This window comes from Aeromonas sp. s7(2024), from assembly GCF_040907825.1.
GTDB lineage: Bacteria > Pseudomonadota > Gammaproteobacteria > Enterobacterales > Aeromonadaceae > Aeromonas > Aeromonas veronii.
On sequence record NZ_JBFOCM010000035.1, the window covers coordinates 267,135 to 286,626 of the forward strand.

Below are 19,492 nucleotides of genomic sequence, written 5' to 3' on the forward strand. Positions count from 1 at the left end.
GTACCCTGGTACCGCATTTTTGTTTCTACCCCAGGCCGTATGTTCAATCACACTTCGAGACTTTTTCATGAGCGACACCCTCTCCCGCCACCGTCAATTGTGTGAACTGCTTACCGAATATGGTCATCAGTACTATGTGTTGGATAACCCGACCGTACCGGACGCCGAATATGACCGTCTGATGCGCGAGCTGATTGCGCTGGAGGCTGACCACCCCGAGCTGAAAACACCGGCGTCACCCAGCGTGCGGGTCGGCGGTCAGCCGCTGACCGCCTTCAAACAGGTACGTCACGAGATCCCCATGCTCAGTCTGGATAACGTCTTTAGCAGCGAAGAGTTGCAGGCGTTCGAACAGCGCATGAGCGATCGCCTCAAGCGTGACGTGCGTTTCACCTTCTGCTGCGAGCCCAAGCTCGACGGTCTGGCGGTGAGCCTGCTCTATGTTAATGGTCAGCTGGTGCAGGCGGCCACCCGGGGCGATGGCGCCACTGGTGAGGAGATCACCGAGAACGTGCGCACCATCAAGGCCATTCCGCTCGCGCTGCGCGGCACTGGCTGGCCAGAGCGGCTCGAGGTGCGTGGCGAAGTCTTTATGCCCAAGGCCGGTTTCGAGGCGATGAACGCCAAGGCGCTGGCCGCAGGCGAGAAGGTGTTCGTCAACCCGCGCAACGCCGCCGCCGGCAGCCTGCGTCAGCTCGATTCACGCATCACCGCCAGCCGTCCCCTGAGCTTTTACGCTTACGGTGTCGGTGTTGGCGGCGAGCTGCTCGGTGACTCTCACTTTGGTCGCCTCACCCAGCTCAAGGAGTGGGGGCTGCCGCTTAGTCCCGAGGTGAAGCTCAAAGAGGGGGCCGCCGGTTGTCAGTCGTTCCACGACGACATTCTGGCCCGCCGTGGTGAACTCCCTTACGAGATCGACGGCGTGGTCTACAAGGTGGATGCCATCGCCCTGCAGGATGAGCTCGGCTTTGTGGCCCGCGCCCCGCGCTGGGCGACTGCCCACAAGTTCCCGGCGCAGGAGGAGATGACAGAGCTTGAGAACGTCGAGTTTCAGGTCGGCCGTACCGGCGCCGTGACGCCGGTGGCCAAGCTTAAACCGGTGTTTGTCGGCGGCGTGACTGTCTCCAACGCCACTTTGCACAACGCCGACGAGATCGAGCGCCTCGGTGTGATGGTCGGCGATACCGTGATCGTGCGCCGGGCAGGGGACGTGATCCCGCAGATCGTCGCCGTGGTGGAGGCGCAACGCCCAAGCGATGCCCGCGCGATCCTCTTCCCGACCGAGTGTCCGGTCTGTGGCTCTGCGGTCGAGCGGCTGGAAGGGGAAGCGGTTGCCCGCTGCTCCGGCGGCCTGTTCTGCGAGGCGCAGCGCAAGGAGGCGATCAAGCACTTCGCCGCCCGTCGCGCCATGGATGTGGACGGCCTTGGCGACAAGATTGTCGAGCAGCTGGTGGACAAGGGGCTGGTAAAGACCCCCGCCGATCTCTTCAGCCTCAATGCCATCCAGCTGGCCGGTCTTGAGCGGATGGGGCAAAAATCGGCCCTCAATCTGGTAGCCGCCATCGATGCTGCGCGCAGTACCACCCTGCCGCGTTTCCTGTTTGCCCTGGGGATCCGCGAAGTGGGGGAGGCGACTGCGCTCAACCTTGCCAACCACTTCCTCACGCTGGATGCCCTGCGCGCGGCCTCGGTGGAGCAACTGCTCGAAGTGGCCGATGTGGGTGATGTGGTGGCCAAGCATGTCTACTACTTCCTGCGTCAGCCGCACAACGTGGAGGTGCTGGAAGCCTTGCTGGCTGCCGGCATCCACTGGCCGGCCATCGAGAAGAAAGAGGCCGCGGAGCAACCCTTTGCCGGCAAGACCTTCGTGCTGACCGGCACCCTGACCACCTTGTCGCGCAACGACGCCAAGGCTGCGCTGCAGGCGCTGGGGGCCAAGGTGGCGGGCTCTGTATCTGCCAAGACCGATGTGCTGGTCGCGGGGGAAGCGGCCGGTTCCAAGCTGACCAAGGCGCAGGAGCTCGGTATCACCATCTGGACCGAAGAGGAGCTGCAACAGGCGTTGCAGGGCTGATAGCCCTCACCAAGCCTGCTAACCGCAGCACCCGATAAAAGAGAACCCGGCATGGCCGGGTTCTCTTTTTTTGTTTCGGCGGTCACTCACGCCAGAGGATTTTGTGGCGCCATTTGTCGGGCACTGTGAGCTGCCAGCGGGCCAGCTCGCTCTTGCTGAAGACATATTCGCCGCGCAGGGCCGCGCGGGGGGAGATGGTACGGGGCAGGGTGCCCGCCAGTATGGTGTTGATGAGGCTGGCTGCCTGTATCCCCTGATCGTGGCCGTCCAGCACCAGCCCGCCGATGGCCATCCCCTTGCCGACGGTAAACTCCCAGAAACAGAAGAGTGGCACCGGCGTGTTGGCGCTGGTCCACTCCAGCACCGTCTTTTCGCTCACATGCTTGCCATTGTCATCGACCAGCGTGTGGTAGAGGCCGAGGAAGATTGCCTGATAGCCGTTCTTCTTGGCGTTGAGCACCGCCTCCTGCCATAGGCTGTAATCCCCCATCAGCTGGCTGTTGATCCGGGTCTGGCCGACCCGCAGCTCGGTCTGGGTCTTGAATTCATCCTCGATGGCGGTGAGGGCCACATTACTGGAATCAAACAGCACCAGTGCCTTGTCGAGCCCTCCCATCATCTGGCTTATTTCGCTGATGTTGCGTTTGAGCAGGGGACGCTCCAGCACGCCTGTGATCTTGGGGTGGCCGACAAAGCCCTTGAGGCGGGGGTTTTCGTTCATGCCGAGAAAGACCACCGGGGTACCCAGCGAGGCGATCTCGTTGGCCAGATAGTTGATGGCGTTGTCATCCCCCAGTACCACTAAATCCGGCTTGCTCTTGAGATAAAAGGCGATGGCTTGCTGGGCGATCTCGTCAAACTTCTCCCGTGGATGGCGTTTGGTGTCCATATAGAAGTGAGTGATCTTGTGCTCCCCCTGCAAGCCATCGAGCAGCCCTTTGTTGTAGCTTTGGTCCCACAGGTATTCGGGATGGTAGCTGCTGATCACCAGAATGTTGGCGGCCCAGAGCGGCAGAGAGAGGGTGGATAGCAGTAGCAACAGCAGGGAGGTGCGCATGGGTTGTCCCTTGTCGAGGGTGAGGGAGTTCTTGTTCAGTATGGGCGGTTTTGGTTGGCGCTGTCATCTCGAAACCGGTGCGGCGGGGGGCGATTTTTTTCGGGTGGGCGGATCGGACGCCAGCCCGCACTCTGCTTGAGGTTGGATTTGAATGGGGCTCTTTTTGGTTGGTCGTGAACTGTCCCGCTCGCTGAAAAACCTGTTCTGGATCAAGAAATGAGGTGGCGCTTTGGTGCCTAATAGACACCACATATAGGGACGCATTCGTTTTTAATCCCTATATGTTGTGTTATTAAGCTGTGTATAAGCTGTTCCCCTCCTATCTTCAGCCCAGGCTTGTCAAGCCTCGGCTGAATTTATTTGCGTCCAGGACGAGATGCCGGGAGGGGGGCCCAACAAGGGTGAGCCAGAGGCAAATGCCTGGCCTTTTAACGGGGAAAATTCATGAAACCGGTTGTGATCAAACGTGACGGATGTCGCGCACCATTCAATGCCCAGCTGATTGCAGAGGCGGTCAGCCGTGCGGCGGAAGCGGTCAATCAGGCCAATCCGGCACTCGCCTCCCGCATTGCCAATGCCGTGAGTCAGGAGCTGGAAGGGCGTGGTGAAGTTGATATCCACGAGATCCAGAACCGGGTCGAAAACCACCTGATGGCTTCCGACGACAAGGCCATCGCCCGTGCCTATATCGAATATCGTCACGACAGGGATCAGGCTCGCGAGGCGCGCGGCCGTCTGGCGCAGGAGATCCGCGGTCTGGTTGAGCAGACCAATGCCGCCCTGCTCAACGAGAATGCCAACAAAGACTCCAAGGTGATCCCGACCCAGCGCGACCTGCTGGCCGGTATCGTCGCCAAGCACTATGCCACCAGCCACATGCTGCCCCGTGATGTGGTTCAGGCTCATGAGAGCGGTGATCTGCACTTCCACGATCTCGATTACTCACCTTTCTTCCCGATGTTCAACTGCATGTTGATCGATCTGAAAGGGATGCTGACTCACGGCTTCAAGATGGGCAATGCGGAGATCGATACTCCGAAATCCATCAGCACCGCCACGGCGGTGACCGCCCAGATCATCGCCCAGGTGGCGAGCCACATCTATGGCGGCACCACCATCAACCGCATCGACGAAGTGCTGGCCCCCTATGTGACCATCAGCTGGCAGAAACACCGTGAAGTGGCTGAAGAGTGGGGCATTGCCGATGTGGAAGCCTACGCCATGGCTCGCACCGAGAAAGAGTGCTACGACGCCTTCCAGTCGCTGGAGTACGAGGTCAACACCCTGCACACCGCCAACGGTCAGACGCCTTTCGTCACCTTCGGCTTTGGTCTGGGGGACAGCTGGGAGTCGCGGATGATCCAGCGCGCCATCCTCAGCAACCGTATCGCTGGCCTTGGCAAGAACAAGAAGACCGCCGTGTTCCCGAAACTGGTGTTCGCCATCAAGAATGGCCTCAACCACAAGCAGGGCGATCCCAACTACGACATCAAGCAGCTGGCGCTGGAGTGTGCCTCCAAGCGGATGTATCCGGACATCCTCAACTACGACCAGGTCGTGAAAGTGACCGGCTCCTTCAAGACCCCCATGGGTTGCCGCTCCTTCCTCGGTGCCTACGAGGAGAATGGCGAGCTGATCCACGAAGGTCGCAACAACCTGGGTGTGGTGAGCCTCAACCTGCCGCGCATTGCCCTGAAATCCCGTGACGAAGCGGACTTCTGGGATCGTCTCGATGCCTCCCTACGGGTCGCCAAGAAGGCGCTGATGTACCGCATCACCCGTCTGGACGGGGTGAAAGCACGGGTTGCTCCGATCCTCTATATGGAAGGGGCCTGCGGCGTGCGGCTGAAGGCGGACGACAACGTCAGCGAGATCTTCAAGAACGGTCGTGCCTCCATTTCCCTCGGTTATATCGGGGTTCACGAGACCATCAACGCCTTGTTTGGTGACAAGGTTCACCTGTTTGACAGCGCCGAGCTGCAACAGAAAGCCATCGCCATCATCGCCCGTCTCAAAGCAGCCATTGACGAGTGGAAAGAGGAGACTGGCTACGGCTTCAGCCTCTACTCCACCCCGAGCGAGAACCTCTGCACCCGTTTCTGCCGCATCGACGCCAAGGAGTTTGGCGTGGTATCCGGCGTGACCGACAAGGGTTACTACACCAACAGCTTCCACCTCGATGTGGAGAAGCAGGTCAATCCGTACGACAAGCTGGACTTCGAGGCGCCCTATCCGCCCATCGCTAGTGGTGGCTTCATCTGCTACGGCGAGTACCCCAACATCCAGCACAACCTGGAAGCGCTCGAAAACGTCTGGGATTACAGCTATGACAAGGTGCCCTACTACGGTACCAACACCCCCATCGACGAGTGCTACGACTGCGGCTTTACCGGTGAGTTCGAATGTACCTCCAAGGGCTTTACCTGCCCGCGCTGCGGTAACCATGACCCGGCCAAGGTGTCGGTGACCCGCCGTGTCTGCGGCTACCTCGGCAGCCCGGATGCGCGCCCCTTCAATGCGGGCAAGCAGGAAGAGGTGAAGCGCCGCGTCAAACATATGTAAGCGCACAGGCGATGAAGAGCTGGCCCCTGACTCAAGGGGCCATTTTCATTGGAGGGCGGCAGTTATGCCGCTGTCCCGTGAACGAGGCAGGAAACAAGCGATGCACTACCACCAATACTACCCGGTCGATGTGATCAACGGCCCCGGCACCCGTGCCACCCTGTTTGTCTCGGGCTGCGAGCACCAGTGCCCAGGTTGCTACAACCAGAGCACCTGGCGGCTCGATGGCGGCAAGCCGTTCGATCAGGCGATGAGCGATCGCATCATTAGCGACCTCAACGACAGCCGCATCAAACGGCGAGGTCTGTCGCTCTCCGGCGGCGATCCGCTCCACCCGGCCAACGTGCCCCACGTGCTGGCGCTGGTGAAACGGGTGCGCGCCGAGTGTCCGGGCAAGGATATCTGGTGCTGGACCGGCTACCGGCTCGGCGAGCTGTCAGAGGCCCAGCGTGAGCTGGTGGCCTTGCTGGATGTGCTGGTGGATGGCAAGTATGAAAAGGCGTTGGCAGACCCCGGCCTGCTCTGGCGTGGCAGCAGCAATCAGAAGATCCATGACCTCAACGCCTGGCGTGATGCGGGTGAGCGAATTCCCTGTCTGGTTTGCAGTTGAAGCCCGGGATGTTTATGGTTAGCCCATTCCAATCCTGACGACATTTTTGAAAAGGAGAGCCGAGATGAACAATCTGCTCAAGATCCTGCTTGCCATTTTCCTGCCCCCGGTGTGCGCGTTTATCCAGGTGGGCTTTAGCCTGCACTTTTTAATCAACATCGTGCTGACCCTGATGGGCGGTCTGCCGGGCATGGTCCATGCGCTCTGGCTGGTGGTGAGCGACAAGCGCGGCTGATGCCAGAGGCTGGTTAGTGAGCTTATTGACGATAAAAGGGCCAACCTCTCGGGGTTGGCCCTTTTGTTCATGTTCATACGAATACTTTTTCGTTAGGATGGGTGACTGACCAAGCGGGCCGCGTTGAGCGCCCCGCAGTCCGGCAACAAGCACCGGCAGAGAACAAGGAGCGTTACATGAAGTGGAAAGTCGCAGTATGGTCAGGTCTGGCAGTGACACTGTTGCTGGGGTGCTCATCCCGTCAGGAGGTGGCGCACGAGCGCGCTCCGATCGCTATCCCTCTCGAGCACTTGTCCAGCTACTGGGTTCAGGAGAAGCAGTGGTCATGGCTTTGCAATGACGAGCCGGCCCTGCCGGCCAAACCGGTCAAAGGGTATGTGGAAGTTCGCTATCAAATCGACGCCAGCGGCACGCCGGTCAAGCCGGAAGTGGTGGCGGCCGAGCCTCCCGGCGAGCTGGAGCAGAGCGCGCTGGCGACCCTCTCGCGGATCCGCTACAGCCCGGCAGAGGGCAACCCGGATGCCATTCCGGTCGAGGTGACCAACCGCTTCGAAATCGAGATCAACTGATCCCCCATCAGTTTGATGCCAGAGAAAGAGAGACCCCGGCCAGGCCGGGGTCACGTTTATTGCTGTTTGCAGTCGTTGTAGGCAGTCTGCCACTCGCCATCCTGATCCCGCAGTTCCACAAAGCCCTCATCCCCCTTGTTCCACCAGACGGCCTCATGTTCGTCCGTATAGCGGGCGCCGGAGGCCGAAATGGCCTGGGGCAGGGTGTAATCCTTGCCATCCGGCAGCGACAGCTTGATAAAGCTGAGGCTCTCGTCGGAGAGGGAGAAGTAGCGCACCTGCACCTTTTTGCCTTGCTCGCACTGGTAACTGACCGGTTCGCCACCAGTGACTGAGAGGGTATTGCCCTGATTGCAGCCAGCGAGCAGGCCGAGGGCCAGCGCACCAGCGGCCATCATATGTACCTTATTCATGATTACAGCTCCATTGGTGTCATACGGGCGTGAGCCTAACAGGTTGCCGTGATTGTGCAATCAGCGGGGCCATTCGGTGCGTCGCTGGCTGTCCGGCATACCGCGCGAGTATGAGGGGGCGCTATCAGGAAGGAATCGTCAATCAGTAGAGGCCAAGTCTGGTTTCAAACTGGCGGATCAGCGTCTCATAGATGCCGTTGTTCTTGATCTTCTGCAGCCCCTGTTCGAACTGTTTGGCCAGCGCTTCCCCTTGCGGGTGGTGGCGGGAGAATGCGAGCCAGAAGCCATCGGTGGAGAGTTTGCCAACCTTGACCACCTTGCCGGTCAGCTGCTTCTGCTGGATCTTGAGGTAGCCCGGCATGCCGTTCATCAGGATGTAGTCGACCCGGCCACGTACCAGCATCTCGAGGATCTGGGCATCGGATTTGGCCTGAAAGCGGGTGATCCTGGGGTTCTCCATAAAATCGGTGGGGTAGGTGTAGCCGAGGGTGATGCCCACCCGCTTGCCCTCCAGCGAGGTGAGCTTGAGATCCCGTTGCGGCTCGCTGGCAAGGGCGAAGATGGCGAGATCCTCCTCGAACATGGGGGTATCGTGCCAGTGGTACTGGTAACGGTTCTCTTCGGTGATGGTGGCGTTGAAGCACCCCGCAAGTTTGCCGCTTTTCGCATCGTGCATGCAGCGGGCGAAGGGGAGGGTGCGAAAGACAATCTCGATCCCTTCGGCGGCGAACACCGCCTTGACCAGCTCAGGCGCCAGTCCGTGGGGCTGGTCATCCTCATTGTCCTTGTCGCGCTCGCAGTAGGGGGCCCAGTCATCTTCGGCACCAATGACAAGCGGGGTGGCCCCGAGCGGGCTGGTAGCCAACAGTACCAAACAAACCAGCCATTTTTTTAACAACGGAACCATAGGTACACCTCATCGACAGCAGCCTTACAAGCATAGCCACACTTCTGCGCTGACTTGTAGTGGCAGGAGTATTGGTGAGGGAGGTAAACGAGGGCGAGAAAAAAACGCCCCGGCAGGCGACGGGGCGAAAGAGAGCTCATCCATGGGCTGACAACAGTGCTTACAACAGGAAATCAATAACCGAAGCGGGTCGCCTCGAAGCGATTGAGCAACCGGTGGACGAGGTAGCAGGCCAGCAGGGTGACCACGATGGCAAACAGGATGCTGCTCACCCGGTAGAGGGCGCTGAACACCAGATCGTTGCCCGGAGTGAGGTACTGGCCAAACAGGATGCCGAGGGTGGTGAGGGCGCCGAAGCCGACCCCTGAGCCACCAGCCTCCTTGACGTGGGCATGGCTGAACAACATGGCGCCGAGCCACAGCAGTGGAGCGACAAGCAACAGTTGCCCTGACCAGTCATAGAGCAGCAACTGGCCGAGCAGGCCGAAGGTGACCCCCAGCAAGGTGCCCATCGCCCGTTTGCGGGCATAACTCAGTGCACCGTTCCAGTGCATGGGGAACAGCACCAGCAGGGTTGTGGCCTGGGCAGACATGGAGTCGCGCAGGTCAAACACCTGAAATACCAGAAACGACAGGGTGGCCACTGTGGCCCCCAGCAGAGCTTCATGGCGCATCCGGTGCGGCGCCTTGGGGGCCGAGGCTGGCTTGGGTCTGGCCTCCACATCCGGGATCAGCATGGTCATCAGGTAGGCGATCAGCACCGACAGCACGCTCGCCCAGATATTGTTGAGGATCAGGTCGTTGAGGTCGGTCTGCGGATAGCTGGCAAAGTGCAGCATGATGCTGAGGCTCAGCACCCCGTTGGCCCCGAACAGAAACAGGCTGCCCCGCGACATGGCGGCGAAGCGGTAGAGAAACAGCATGAAGGCGATAGGGGTCATCAGCGCCGGATGGCTGCCAAACAGTCCCCCCAGCAGCCCGACCTCCACCCCACAGACCACCGCAGCCGCGATCAGCTGGCGTGCGGCATGGCCATTCATCACCGGCACCATTCCCAGCAGCAGCACCGGCGTGACCGTATAGAAGACCCCGTAATTCCAGCCAAACAGCTTGCAGAGCAGAAAGCCCGTGGTGCAGCCAAAGGCGATGCGCAGGCACTGGCGCAGCTCGTTGCCGGTGAGGGGCCGATACCAGAGGTGAGTGGCAGCACCACCGACGGGGTGGGCTGGGGCAGCATTGGCCGACGGGTGAGTGGCGTGGTTAGTAGACATAATGGAGCAGGCTGAGCAGGTGGATCTGGCCCCGTGCCAGCATGGCGGTCAGGGCATTGTCCGGCAGCAGTTGCACCGTGGCCCGCGCCCCGGCTGGCAGATGATCGGGGAGCTGGTCCAGCTCGAGGTGCAGCCGCATCCGCTGGGCATCTCTTACCCAGCGATCCGACTCCACCGGTGCGGCCAGTCGACCGTTGGCATCAAACTGACCGGCACTCACTCCTGCATCCAGACTGCTTACCCGGGCAGGATAGAGCTGACCCGGCTCGCCATCGAAGGCCACCAGTGCGCGGGTTTGCTCGCCAACATGGCGCAGGCTCTTCTCCCGAAAATCGGCAATGACGTCCACCTGTTCCGACACCAGTGCCAGCAGCGGGCTGCCGGCGCTGGCGATACTGCCCGGCTTGAGCTGCAGGTTGGTGATGGTGCCATCCTGATCCGCGTGGACCTGGCTGTAAGAGAGGGCCAGCTGCGCTTGCGCCAGCTTGTTGCGGGCCTGGCGCAGCAACAGATTATCCTCACCGGTCACGCCACGACTGGCCTTGATCTGGGCCAGTTTGGCCTGACTGGCGCGCAGGTTGGCCTGGGCGCTGCGCAGGGCGCTGTCAGCCTCATCTTTTTGTTGCAGCGAAACCATGTGACGTTGGTACAGCGCATCGATCCGCTCAGCCTCGCGCCACTTCTGGCTGGCCAGGGTCTCCTTGGCGTTGATCTCGGCAACGGCGGCGGTCAGGGCGGCATCCAGTTCACTGTTCTGCTGCTCTGCCTGCGCTAGCGCAAGGCGGGCCTGCTCCACTGCCAGTTCAAAAGGGGCCGGATCCAGCCTGAACAGCAGCTCTCCTTTCTTGACCTGCTGGTTGTTGTGAACGGCGACCTCGATCACCTTGCCGCTCACTTGCGGGGCCAGCTTGGTGACCACCCGGGTCGCCATCGCCTGAGGGGTGAGGGGCATCAGCAGGTCGGCTATCAGAAAATAGGCAAACAGGGTGGCAAAGCCAGCCATGGACCATTTGATCCAGCGGGTAAATTGTTGGTCCGGGGTCATCTTATTCTCTCTCTGTGTCGGTCTCGGGAGGGCTTGTATCGCCTCCGGTTTGTCGGTCGTGGTGTTGTTCAATTTTGCTGAGGGCGTTGGCCGAGATCCGCTGCACCGTGGCTTCAAACAGCTGCAGGGTCTGCTCGTCAATGCCCCCCAGCAGCTCCCGGCGGATATTCATGATGCGGTCGGCGATCTGATCGAGCAGGGTCTGGCCAGCCGGGGTCACGCAGACGATGCGGGCCCGCTTGTCCTGACTGCAGCAGTGGCGCTCAATCAGTCCCTGCTCTTCCAGCTGGCCCAGGGTGCGCATCAGGGAGGGGAGCTCTATCTCGAGGGCTTCGGCCAGGGTCTTCTGGCTGACATGGTTCCCCATGCGGGAGAGTTTCCACAGCGCGGTCCAGCGGGGATGGGTGAGGCCAAGGGGAGCCAGCTCCAGGTCGGCGGCAGTACGCCATAGCCGGTGCATCCGCGCTATCTGCTCGGCGAGCGACAGCTCGCGCAACCTTTCCAGATCCGTCATCTTCTCATCCTCAATCTACTTAGCCTGCTAAGTATCATACTTGTTTAGCAGGCTAAGTAAATAGTGTGATGCGGATCATGTTTCTGGTCGGATCATTCGCTGGTGCGAGTTAGCATCGTTCGAGCCCCTGATATTATTCTCGGAGCTGATCCACTCGAGGCTCTCTTGCCGATTCGGATATTACGTCGTGAATGGAGGATATCCGGCGATTATTTTCATGAAATTTTCAGCTTCAGCGAGCAGCTCTTTTTTTATCCGCTAATATTGATGGGGTTATAAAACAAGGGGGAAACGGGTTGTGGATGGATATGACAGTGGATGTGTGTATCTGGCAATTGAAACGCTGTTGAGTGATGGAGAATATGGTGCAGAGTCACACCATGGCGTGAATCGGGAAGGCGCTATCAGAAGTACCGATATCAGTCATGATTTTGACCCCGCCAATATTCCATTGCTGTTGGCAGAATAGACCTGACCGTGTGTGATCCTTGTGAGTTCAAGCCAGTGCTCTGGTATTCGCTGGCTTGACTCATCACTATTTCAATCTCCCCTTTTTGCATCTTTCTCCTCACCATTTTTCATCGTGCGTGCTTCCTTCCTGCACGCCGACTCAAACCCTAGTGTGGCATGCCGTGGCACTCGCGTTATGGCGATGACATTACCCGCTGATAATCACTCACAGGAGCTGTGGCGATAAATGGTCGCAGAGCTTGTCATCTGGCTCTGTTATTTCCCCGAAGGGGGGAGATCATCGCATCGTTATTACTCCTGATCACCCAAATATCCGCCATTGGGCTCGCTCGTTTTATCACCCTATTTCCTGACTTGGTCGGGTATCGGATGTCTGGTGTTCTATTGTGCTGCGCACGTTGGCGGCACCATGATGTTTAAGTTTTTAATGTTTTTATATGGCTTTGCAATCTGGCTAACCGACAGGGGCGAGGGGGATCAATAAAGTAGCGGCCACAATCACACGCAGAGTACATAACAATGAAAAACCTCTCTACCCTACAAACCACACAAGAAAAGGCCGCCTTTATGGGCGGCCAACAAATTGCCGGTATGCCTCTCTTTATATTTCTGGGGCTGGCGACCTGTGTTCTCTTTTCCGGCTGGAATAGCTCGCTGCCGCTGGGCATGGTCGGTGCGTTGGCGCTGATGTTCGTGCTGGGCACCCTGCTGACCGAGCTGGGTGAGCGGATCATGCCGATCCGCGAATACCTGGGGGGCGGCACCATCCTCGCCATCTTCGGCGGTACCGCCCTGTTTGAATATCAGTTGCTGCCGGTGCAGGCGGGGCAGGTCATCACCAACTTCATGAAGGAGGGGGGCTTTCTCAACTTCTTTATCGCTAGTCTGGTGACCGGTTCGGTGTTCGGCATGAGCGGCGCGCTGCTGAAAAATGCCGCCATGCGCTACCTGCCGGTCATTCTCGGCGGCGTCGCACTGGCGCTGCTGAGCGTGGGGCTGGTCGGCTCCCTGATGGGGTATGGCTTCAAGAATGCGGTGTTGCTGATCGGCCTGCCCATCATGGGCGGTGGCATGGGCGCCGGTGCGGTGCCCCTGGTGGAGATCCTCTCCGGCCCGATGCAGATGTCCAGTGCGGATCTCTTGTCGCGCATGGTACCGGCGGTGGTGATCGCCAATACCCTGGCCATTCTGGTGGGCTCCCTGCTGGCGCGCCTTGGTCGCTGTTATCCCTCCCTGACTGGCAACGGCAAGCTGATGGTCAAAGAGAATAGCCAGAGCATTGCTGACGAGCAGGCCGAAGCGCCGACCCTGCAGAGTCTGGGTATGGGCCTTTTCATCAGCTCCAGCATGTTTGTGCTGGGTTCCCTGCTTGGCAACTTTATCCCCATGCACCCCTTCGCCCTGATGATCCTGGCGGTCGCTTTTATCAAGGTGAGCGGCCTGCTGCCGCGCCGTTATGAGCAGGCGGCGGCCGACTGGTATCAGTTTGTGGTGAGCAACCTGACCCCCTCCCTGCTGGTGGGGATCGGTGTCGCCTACACCAGTATTCCGGAACTGATCAGTGCCTTCTCCATCAGCTACTTCGTGCTGGTCATGGTCACCGTGATCGGTGGCGCCCTCGGCGCGGCGCTGGTGGGCCGGATGATCGGTTTCTATCCCATCGAGGCGGCCATCACCGGCGGGCTCTGTATGGCCAACATGGGCGGCACCGGCGACGTAGCCGTGCTCTCGGCGGCCCAGCGCATGAAGCTGATGCCCTTTGCCCAGATCTCCTCCCGTCTCGGCGGTGCCGTGATGCTGATTTTGGCGACCGCTCTTATCTCCCTGCTCGCCTGATACCGGATTGAGGAACAAACAAGATGAACGACATCATGATGGGCACCAGCCTGCCCTATGCCGAACGCAAGCGTCAGGGTGTACGCGGCCGCATGCCGCACAAGGAGGAGTCCCTCTCCCAGCAGCGGTGCCGGATCTACCGATTGGTCAGCGCCATGCAGAGTCCGTTTGACCAGCATCTGCTGCTGCGCCAGCTGCAGGAGGACAATCCTGTGCTCTTCTACGATCTGGTGCGCCACCACCTGCCGGAGCTGCTGCCGATCATCTACACCCCGGTGGTGGGGGAGGCGTGCCAGCGCCACAGCGACCTCTATCTGCGCAGCCACGGGCTCTATCTCTCCTGGCATGACAGGGACGATCTTGACGACATCCTCGAGTCGGTGGAGCAGGAGGTAGACGTGATCGTCATCTCCGATGGTGAGCGGGTGCTGGGGCTCGGCGATCTCGGTATCGGCGGCATGGGGATCTGTATCGGCAAGCTGGCGCTCTACTCCACTGCGGGTGGTATCAACCCGGCACGTACCTTGCCGCTCTGCGTCGATGTGGGCACCAACAACCCCGAGCTGCTGGAGGATGACTCCTACCTCGGCTGGCAATCCCCGCGTATCGATGGCGAGAGCTACTACCACTTCATGGACAAGGTGGTGGCCGCCATTCGCAAGCGCTGGCCGCAGGTGGTGTTGCAGTTTGAGGATTTCGCCGGCAAGCACGCTGCCAACCTGCTGGCCCGCTATCGCGACGAGCTCTGCATGTTCAACGACGACATTCAGGGCACGGCGGCGGTCGCCTCTGCCTGCGTGCTGGCCGGTTTGCAACAGTCGGGTATCGCCCTCAGTGATGCCCCTGTGCTGATCGTCGGTGCCGGTTCTGCCGGTTGCGGCATTGCCGCCATGTTGGCCCAGCTGGCGGGGAGTCACGACGGCGTCTGGCTGTTTGATCAGGACGGGGTGGTCTGCAGCGATCGTCCCAACTTGACTCGTGCCCAACAGCCGTTTGCCCGCGCCGTTGAGGAGAGGAGTAGTTCGCTGCTGGAGACCATCCGCCAGGTGCGCCCGGCGGTGCTGATCGGGGTGAGCGGTCAGGGCGGCCTCTTTACTGGCGAGGTGTTGCAGGCGATGGGGGATGTGTGTGCGCAGCCGGTGATCCTGCCACTTTCCAACCCGACCCGCAGTGCCGAGGCTACTCCCGAGCAGGTGTGGGCCGCCACAGATGGCCGCGCTTTGCTGGCCACCGGCAGCCCGTTTGTGCCGGTGACGGTGGCGGGGGAGCGGCGGGTTGTCTCCCAGTGCAATAACGTCTATGTCTTCCCGGGGATTGGTCTCGGGGCCTGCGCGGTCAAGGCGCGCCGCATCAGCGATGGCATGTTGCTGGCCGCGGTGCGGGCAGTTGGCGCCTATCCGCTGGTAGCGGGCCGGCTGTTGCCCCCCATCGAGCAGGTGGGAGAGGTGGCCCGCGCCGTCGCCAGAGCGGTGGCACTCAGTGCCCGCGAGGAAGGATTGGCCGATTTTGCCGGTGATCCGGCACCTTTGATTGACCAGACCTGGTGGCATCCGCACTATTGGGCTGCGTCCTGACGTTTTAAGGTATGTGCATGAAACTTCGCCACCAGTTGGTCACCCTCTCTCTTGGGCTCTCCCTGCTGCTGATCCTCATTCTGGGCAGCCTGCTGGCCCTCTTTATCCGTCATCTGCTGGAGAGCAACTTGCAGGATAAAGGGAGCGATCTGGCACGGGTGATGGCGGCAGACACCCGGGTGGTCGAGGCTCTGCGTCAGGGGAGTGATCCTACCCTGCGCGGCTACGTGGAGGCGGTCTGCAACCGTACCGACGCCACCTATATGGTGGTGACCGATGAGCATGGTCGCCGCCTCAGCCACCCCAACCCCGAGCTGGTGGGGCAGAAGTTTCGCGGCGAGGATATCTGGCCCGCGCTGCAGGAGCGACGCAGCTACTGCTCCAAGGATCGGGGCACCATGGGGCCGGCGATCCGCTGCTTCTCCCCGGTGGTGGGCGGGGATGGGCGCGTCATGGGGGCCGTGGTGGTGGGCTACCTGATGCAGCAGGTGGAGGGCATCTATATGGAGCGGGTGGCCCTGCTCATCAGCGCCATAGTAGCGGTGCTGGGGTGTGGTCTGCTGCTGGCGCTCTGGGTGCAATACCTGCTGCGCAAGACCCTGCTCGATCTGGAGCCGGAGGCGATCGTGCGCCGCTTTACCCTGCAGGATCTGGTACTTGAGCACATCACCGAAGGGGTTATCGCCCTCGATGGCCGCGGCAACATCAACATGATCAACAGCACCGCCAGCTATCAGCTGCGGCTGCCGGTCACTGGGCGCCACGCCCTGCAGGGGCAGTCGCTGGCGGAGCTGGTGCCGCCCCTTGCCCCCTGTCTGGAGCAGGAGGGGGGCGAGGTGAGCTTCACCATTCAGGGGGAGTCATTTGTCGGTCGCTGGCAGGCGGTGCAGGGCAAGGCGCCGGGGCGGCTGCTGATCTTCAGCCGTCCGGAGGTGGCCGCCAGTCTGGGGGTGCAGGTGACCCACCTGCGCCAGTATGCCGAGATGCTGCGGATGCAGAGCCACGAGTTCGCCAACAAGCTGAGCAGCCTCTCCGGCCTGTTGCAGCTGGGCCATGTGGATCAGGCGGTGGAGCTTATCCAGCAGGAGAACGAAGCGTGCCAGACCATGCTGCAGGAGCTGCTGCGGCTGATCGACAACAAGCCGGTGGCGGGGCTTATTCTCGGCAAGTTCAGCCGGGCCCGCGAGCTCGGGGTAACTCTGGAGCTAGATCCCGATTCGGCGCTGGCGGAGTATCCGGCCTCGGTCTCGGCCGATCTCATCACCCTCATTGGCAACCTGCTGGACAACGGCCTGCAGGCGGCCTGGCGCAACCGCCAGCAGCGGCCACCGCGGGTGCTGCTCTCTCTGTGCGATGTAGGGCGGCGGCTGGTGATCGAGGTGGAGGATAGCGGCGAGGGGGTCGACGAGGAGCTGGCCGATCATCTGTTCGATTACGGGGTGAGTCGCCAGAGCGGCGATCACGGGGTGGGTCTGTTCCTGGTCAAGGAGACCGTGGGTCGGCACGAGGGTGTGATAGAATGGCGGCGAACCGCCGAGCAGACCACCCTGTTTGGTATCTACTTGAATAAAAACCAATTAATGTGAGCCATGGACCCAATAATCACGCTTGTTATTGAAGATGACGATCGGATCGGTGCCATCTTGTCAGAACTGGTGGCGGTGACATCCGGTTTCTCCCTGCTGGGGCGGGCCGGCACCCTGGCCCAGGCCGATGCCATGATGGCCGGTGTGGTGCCCCAACTGCTGCTGGTGGATGTCTCCCTGCCCGATGGCTCCGGCCTTGAGTGGGTGAGCCGCCTGCGCAGCCACAACCGCGAAGCCTATGTCATCATGGTGACCGCCTCGCGGGATGTGGAGACCATCCAGCAGGCCCTCAATCTGGGGGTTCATGACTACGTCATCAAACCATTGCGGCTGTTTCGCATCCAGCAGAGTCTGGATGAGATCCTGCAATTGCACAGCCGTCTGTGCGAGCGGGGTCGGCTGGAGCAGGAAGATCTCGACAAGCTGCTGGGCAAGGGAGGGCGCTCCCAGATCAAGGAGATGCGCGTCACCCCCAAGGGGATCGACAGCATCACCCTGCGTCAGGTGCTGGATCTGCTGGCGGGCGAGCCGGAGAACGTCTTCTCCACCGACACGGTGGCGTTGCGACTCTCCCTCAGCCGCACCACGGCGCGCCGCTATCTGGAGTATCTGGAGTCGGAAGATCGGGTGGATGTGGATCTCAACTATGGTCAGCGGGGGCGGCCGGAGCGGCGCTACCGCTGGCGCCGGGCCGGTTGAGATGCGCACTGGTGTACATTGCAGAAACAACAAGGGAGCCATGGGCTCCCTTGTTGTTTCCGGATGATGTACGTTTTCAGGCGGCTTCCCGTTCGGCTACCGGCGCACGCCCCTTCAGCTGGGAGGCCATCACCCCGCCTAGGATCAGCCCGCCACCCAGCAGGTGATAGCCGTGGATTGGCTCGCCCAGGCCGACGACGGCGATCAGCGCCGTACAGAGCGGCATCAGGTTCATAAAGACCGAGGTGCGCTCGGCGCCCATGCAGGCGAGGCCGCGCATCCAGCAGTAAGCCGCCAGCAGGGAGGAGGCGAGCCCGGCGAAGAGCACCAGTCCCCATCCTTCGGCTGGAACCGCCATCGAGTCTGCGCTGAGAGCGAGCGGTACCAGCAGAAGTACCGCCAGCAGGATCTGCATGTAGAGGTTGAGCCAGGGGCCAAACGGCAGTTGCCAGCGGCGGATCAAGAGGCCGTAAAGGGCGTAGCTGGCGGAGCCCAGCAGCATCATGCCATCCCCCGGGTTGATGCCGTTATGGAGCAGGGCAAGCGGTTCGCCTTTGCCAAGCAGCCAGAGCACCCCGAACAGGGAGATACTCATGCCGAGCAGTGCCTGTTTGCCGGGACGCTGGCCGAAGAAGAGCGCCCCTTGCAGCAGAGTAAGCAGCGGAATGAGGGAGCCGATCACCCCCATATTGGTAGCCGAGGTGCTGTGGGCGGCGTAATAGGCCAGACACTGGTAGAGCACCATACCGAGCGCCGCCAGCACCAGCAGCTTGCCGAGCCAGGGGCGAACCTCACTGCGTCGCCGCCAAAGGGTGGGCAGGCAGAAAGGGGTCAGCGCCAGGGCGGCAATCACCCAGCGATAGAAGGAGATAGCCGCGGGGTCGAGCACGCTGGCAGCCGCCTTGGACACCACGGTATTGGTAGCCCAGATCAGCACCGCCATCAGCGGAAAGAGAAGAGGGGAAAAGATTCGCATCAGAGGCTCCTTATTAACAGGGGGCCAAGTCTACCCTTGTCTTTATATTATCAAGTAGCGTAAAACAGACAGATGACCCAGCAGAAAAGACAACTCTTTCTGATGCACCTTATTCCGGCCCACACGGGCTGCGTCTGCCCGCAACTGATGGCTGCTTTTGACCTGTGCCGGAGACCGAGCCAACAGGGCGTTGCATCACGCCTGCTCCTCTCTCTCGCTGACAAGGGGCGCTGATGGCCACTCACCAGTTTCAGCCGGTAGATGTCGTTCTGCCCGCTCCGAATCCGCTCTATTTCAGTTACCAGCAGATGCTGGCCGACAGCGCGACCGTGCTGCACTCCCACCCCTGGGGCCAGCTCAACATGATCAGTCTGGGGATCATGGAGATAGAGCTGGGGGATCAGCGACTGGTGGCCCCTGCCGACTACCTTATCTGGGTACCGGCGGATCTCGACCACACCTCCTACAACGAGCAGACCCTCGACTACACCTCCATCTACGTCAGCCACGAGCTGGCGGCCAAGCTGCCGCCAGAGCCCAGATTGCTGCTGCTAACCCCACTTATTCGCGCCCTGCTGAGCGACTTTTGCGAACGGCGGGTGAGCCATATGGCGGATGAGTGGGATCAGCGTCAGGCCGAGTTGCTGGTGGAGCGACTGGCGCGCACCCGCTGTCAGGAGAGCTACCTGCCGATGAGTCAGGACAAGCTGCTGGCTCCCATGCTGGCGGCGTTGCACAGCGATCCTGCCGATCCCCGTACTCTGGCCCAGTGGGCCGGACAACTGCACACCACAGAGCGCACCCTGGCGCGGCGCTACCTGCGGGAGCTGGGGATGAGCTTCGGTCAGTGGCGGGCGCGGCTGCGGTTGCTCAAGGCGCTGGCCTGGCTCAAGGGGGACATGTCCATTCAGGAGATTAGCTGGCGGCTCGGTTACGGCTCCACCTCGGCCTTTATCGCCATGTTCAACCGGGAGCTGGGCTGCTCCCCCCAGCGTTATCGCCAGCAGTCAGGTCGATAACAAATCGCCGGACATGTCATCTGGTGAAGCAAAACAAGGAGGGCGCCCGCAGGCGCCCTTTCTTATGACATCTG

The 19,492-nt window shown here is 60.9% G+C and carries 18 protein-coding genes; 11 read left to right on the plus strand and 7 right to left on the minus strand.

Annotated features, from left to right (window positions below):
• The first annotated feature begins 67 nt into the window (after positions 1-67).
• Positions 68-2,074 carry an NAD-dependent DNA ligase LigA gene (gene ligA, locus AB5Y73_RS15495; protein ID WP_107682404.1) on the plus strand — a complete coding sequence of 669 codons (2,007 nt, stop codon included), beginning with the start codon at positions 68-70 and terminating at the stop codon, positions 2,072-2,074.
• A gap of 82 nt (positions 2,075-2,156) precedes the next feature.
• Here the strand turns inward: ligA and AB5Y73_RS15500 are convergent, their stop codons facing one another.
• A complete protein-coding gene (locus AB5Y73_RS15500) occupies positions 2,157-3,131 on the minus strand; it encodes an ABC transporter substrate-binding protein (RefSeq protein WP_005338444.1) in 975 nt (324 codons plus the stop codon).
• A gap of 444 nt (positions 3,132-3,575) precedes the next feature.
• Here AB5Y73_RS15500 and nrdD point away from each other — a divergent pair, with 444 nt between their 5' ends.
• From nrdD to AB5Y73_RS15520, 4 genes are all read left to right on the plus strand, one after another.
• Positions 3,576-5,693, plus strand: coding sequence for an anaerobic ribonucleoside-triphosphate reductase (gene nrdD / locus AB5Y73_RS15505; protein WP_107682403.1), 2,118 nt, complete (start codon positions 3,576-3,578; stop codon positions 5,691-5,693).
• A 100-nt stretch (positions 5,694-5,793) separates the two neighbouring features.
• Positions 5,794-6,303, plus strand: coding sequence for an anaerobic ribonucleoside-triphosphate reductase-activating protein (gene nrdG, locus AB5Y73_RS15510; protein WP_107682402.1), 510 nt, complete (start codon positions 5,794-5,796; stop codon positions 6,301-6,303).
• Positions 6,304-6,367: 64 nt separating this feature from the next.
• Entirely contained in the window at positions 6,368-6,538 is a 171-nt protein-coding gene (locus AB5Y73_RS15515; RefSeq protein WP_005338440.1) for a YqaE/Pmp3 family membrane protein, read from the plus strand.
• 176 nt (positions 6,539-6,714) lie between these two features.
• The gene (locus AB5Y73_RS15520) at positions 6,715-7,107 is read left to right on the plus strand and encodes a TonB family protein (protein WP_107682401.1); all 393 of its coding nucleotides are present in this window, start codon (positions 6,715-6,717) and stop codon (positions 7,105-7,107) included.
• 56 nt (positions 7,108-7,163) lie between these two features.
• Here AB5Y73_RS15520 and AB5Y73_RS15525 read toward each other — a convergent pair whose 3' ends face one another.
• From AB5Y73_RS15525 to AB5Y73_RS15545, 5 genes are all read right to left on the minus strand, one after another.
• The gene (locus AB5Y73_RS15525) at positions 7,164-7,520 is read right to left on the minus strand and encodes an MliC family protein (RefSeq protein ID WP_042058536.1); all 357 of its coding nucleotides are present in this window, start codon (positions 7,518-7,520) and stop codon (positions 7,164-7,166) included.
• Between the two features lie 142 nt (positions 7,521-7,662).
• Positions 7,663-8,427 (minus strand): ABC transporter substrate-binding protein, encoded by a 765-nt coding sequence (locus AB5Y73_RS15530; RefSeq protein WP_118854192.1) that lies wholly within the window; start codon positions 8,425-8,427, stop codon positions 7,663-7,665.
• A gap of 173 nt (positions 8,428-8,600) precedes the next feature.
• Complete coding sequence (locus AB5Y73_RS15535; protein ID WP_205422049.1) at positions 8,601-9,698, minus strand: DUF2955 domain-containing protein; 1,098 nt, start codon at positions 9,696-9,698, stop codon at positions 8,601-8,603.
• Positions 9,688-10,743 (minus strand): HlyD family secretion protein, encoded by a 1,056-nt coding sequence (locus AB5Y73_RS15540; RefSeq protein ID WP_118854191.1) that lies wholly within the window; start codon positions 10,741-10,743, stop codon positions 9,688-9,690. The genes AB5Y73_RS15535 and AB5Y73_RS15540 overlap by 11 nt, the downstream gene beginning before the upstream one ends.
• Position 10,744: 1 nt before the next feature.
• Complete coding sequence (locus AB5Y73_RS15545) at positions 10,745-11,257, minus strand: MarR family transcriptional regulator (protein WP_118854190.1); 513 nt, start codon at positions 11,255-11,257, stop codon at positions 10,745-10,747.
• 298 nt (positions 11,258-11,555) lie between these two features.
• Between AB5Y73_RS15545 and AB5Y73_RS15550 the strand changes: the two genes are divergently transcribed.
• The 5 genes from AB5Y73_RS15550 to AB5Y73_RS15570 all read left to right on the plus strand — a co-directional run bounded on the left by AB5Y73_RS15550 (position 11,556) and on the right by AB5Y73_RS15570 (position 17,423).
• A complete protein-coding gene (locus AB5Y73_RS15550; protein ID WP_088869905.1) occupies positions 11,556-11,726 on the plus strand; it encodes a hypothetical protein in 171 nt (56 codons plus the stop codon).
• Between the two features lie 521 nt (positions 11,727-12,247).
• Positions 12,248-13,564, plus strand: a complete 1,317-nt coding sequence (locus AB5Y73_RS15555; RefSeq protein WP_118854189.1) for a 2-hydroxycarboxylate transporter family protein — start codon at positions 12,248-12,250, stop codon at positions 13,562-13,564.
• 23 nt (positions 13,565-13,587) lie between these two features.
• The gene (gene maeA / locus AB5Y73_RS15560; protein WP_181497521.1) at positions 13,588-15,138 is read left to right on the plus strand and encodes an oxaloacetate-decarboxylating malate dehydrogenase; all 1,551 of its coding nucleotides are present in this window, start codon (positions 13,588-13,590) and stop codon (positions 15,136-15,138) included.
• Between the two features lie 17 nt (positions 15,139-15,155).
• The gene (locus tag AB5Y73_RS15565) at positions 15,156-16,724 is read left to right on the plus strand and encodes a sensor histidine kinase (protein WP_107682396.1); all 1,569 of its coding nucleotides are present in this window, start codon (positions 15,156-15,158) and stop codon (positions 16,722-16,724) included.
• A 3-nt stretch (positions 16,725-16,727) separates the two neighbouring features.
• Complete coding sequence (locus tag AB5Y73_RS15570) at positions 16,728-17,423, plus strand: response regulator (protein WP_107682395.1); 696 nt, start codon at positions 16,728-16,730, stop codon at positions 17,421-17,423.
• A 76-nt stretch (positions 17,424-17,499) separates the two neighbouring features.
• On the opposite strand, the gene AB5Y73_RS15575 is transcribed toward AB5Y73_RS15570, so the two are convergent.
• On the minus strand, positions 17,500-18,399 hold the full coding sequence (locus AB5Y73_RS15575) for a DMT family transporter (protein ID WP_100654282.1): 900 nt from the start codon (positions 18,397-18,399) through the stop codon (positions 17,500-17,502).
• A 233-nt stretch (positions 18,400-18,632) separates the two neighbouring features.
• On the opposite strand from AB5Y73_RS15575, the gene AB5Y73_RS15580 reads away from it, so the two are divergent.
• Positions 18,633-19,418: a helix-turn-helix domain-containing protein gene (locus tag AB5Y73_RS15580; RefSeq protein ID WP_107682393.1), complete on the plus strand. Its 786-nt coding sequence runs from the start codon at positions 18,633-18,635 to the stop codon at positions 19,416-19,418.
• Positions 19,419-19,492: the final 74 nt, after the last annotated feature.

Excerpts from the sequence above, each read along its gene's own strand:
- AB5Y73_RS15565 (WP_107682396.1), top strand. The coding sequence starts at position 15,156 with ATGAAACTTCGCCACCAGTTGGTCACCCTCTCTCTTGGGCTCTCCCTG.
- nrdD (WP_107682403.1), top strand. The coding sequence starts at position 3,576 with ATGAAACCGGTTGTGATCAAACGTGACGGATGTCGCGCACCATTCAAT.
- nrdG (WP_107682402.1), top strand. The coding sequence starts at position 5,794 with ATGCACTACCACCAATACTACCCGGTCGATGTGATCAACGGCCCCGGC.
- AB5Y73_RS15525 (WP_042058536.1), bottom strand. The coding sequence starts at position 7,520 with ATGAATAAGGTACATATGATGGCCGCTGGTGCGCTGGCCCTCGGCCTG.
- AB5Y73_RS15555 (WP_118854189.1), top strand. The coding sequence starts at position 12,248 with ATGAAAAACCTCTCTACCCTACAAACCACACAAGAAAAGGCCGCCTTT.
- AB5Y73_RS15520 (WP_107682401.1), top strand. The coding sequence starts at position 6,715 with ATGAAGTGGAAAGTCGCAGTATGGTCAGGTCTGGCAGTGACACTGTTG.
- AB5Y73_RS15545 (WP_118854190.1), bottom strand. The coding sequence starts at position 11,257 with ATGACGGATCTGGAAAGGTTGCGCGAGCTGTCGCTCGCCGAGCAGATA.
- ligA (WP_107682404.1), top strand. The coding sequence starts at position 68 with ATGAGCGACACCCTCTCCCGCCACCGTCAATTGTGTGAACTGCTTACC.
- AB5Y73_RS15530 (WP_118854192.1), bottom strand. The coding sequence starts at position 8,427 with ATGGTTCCGTTGTTAAAAAAATGGCTGGTTTGTTTGGTACTGTTGGCT.
- AB5Y73_RS15500 (WP_005338444.1), bottom strand. The coding sequence starts at position 3,131 with ATGCGCACCTCCCTGCTGTTGCTACTGCTATCCACCCTCTCTCTGCCG.
- AB5Y73_RS15580 (WP_107682393.1), top strand. The coding sequence starts at position 18,633 with ATGGCCACTCACCAGTTTCAGCCGGTAGATGTCGTTCTGCCCGCTCCG.
- maeA (WP_181497521.1), top strand. The coding sequence starts at position 13,588 with ATGAACGACATCATGATGGGCACCAGCCTGCCCTATGCCGAACGCAAG.
- AB5Y73_RS15570 (WP_107682395.1), top strand. The coding sequence starts at position 16,728 with ATGGACCCAATAATCACGCTTGTTATTGAAGATGACGATCGGATCGGT.
- AB5Y73_RS15535 (WP_205422049.1), bottom strand. The coding sequence starts at position 9,698 with ATGTCTACTAACCACGCCACTCACCCGTCGGCCAATGCTGCCCCAGCC.
- AB5Y73_RS15575 (WP_100654282.1), bottom strand. The coding sequence starts at position 18,399 with ATGCGAATCTTTTCCCCTCTTCTCTTTCCGCTGATGGCGGTGCTGATC.
- AB5Y73_RS15540 (WP_118854191.1), bottom strand. The coding sequence starts at position 10,743 with ATGACCCCGGACCAACAATTTACCCGCTGGATCAAATGGTCCATGGCT.
- AB5Y73_RS15515 (WP_005338440.1), top strand. The coding sequence starts at position 6,368 with ATGAACAATCTGCTCAAGATCCTGCTTGCCATTTTCCTGCCCCCGGTG.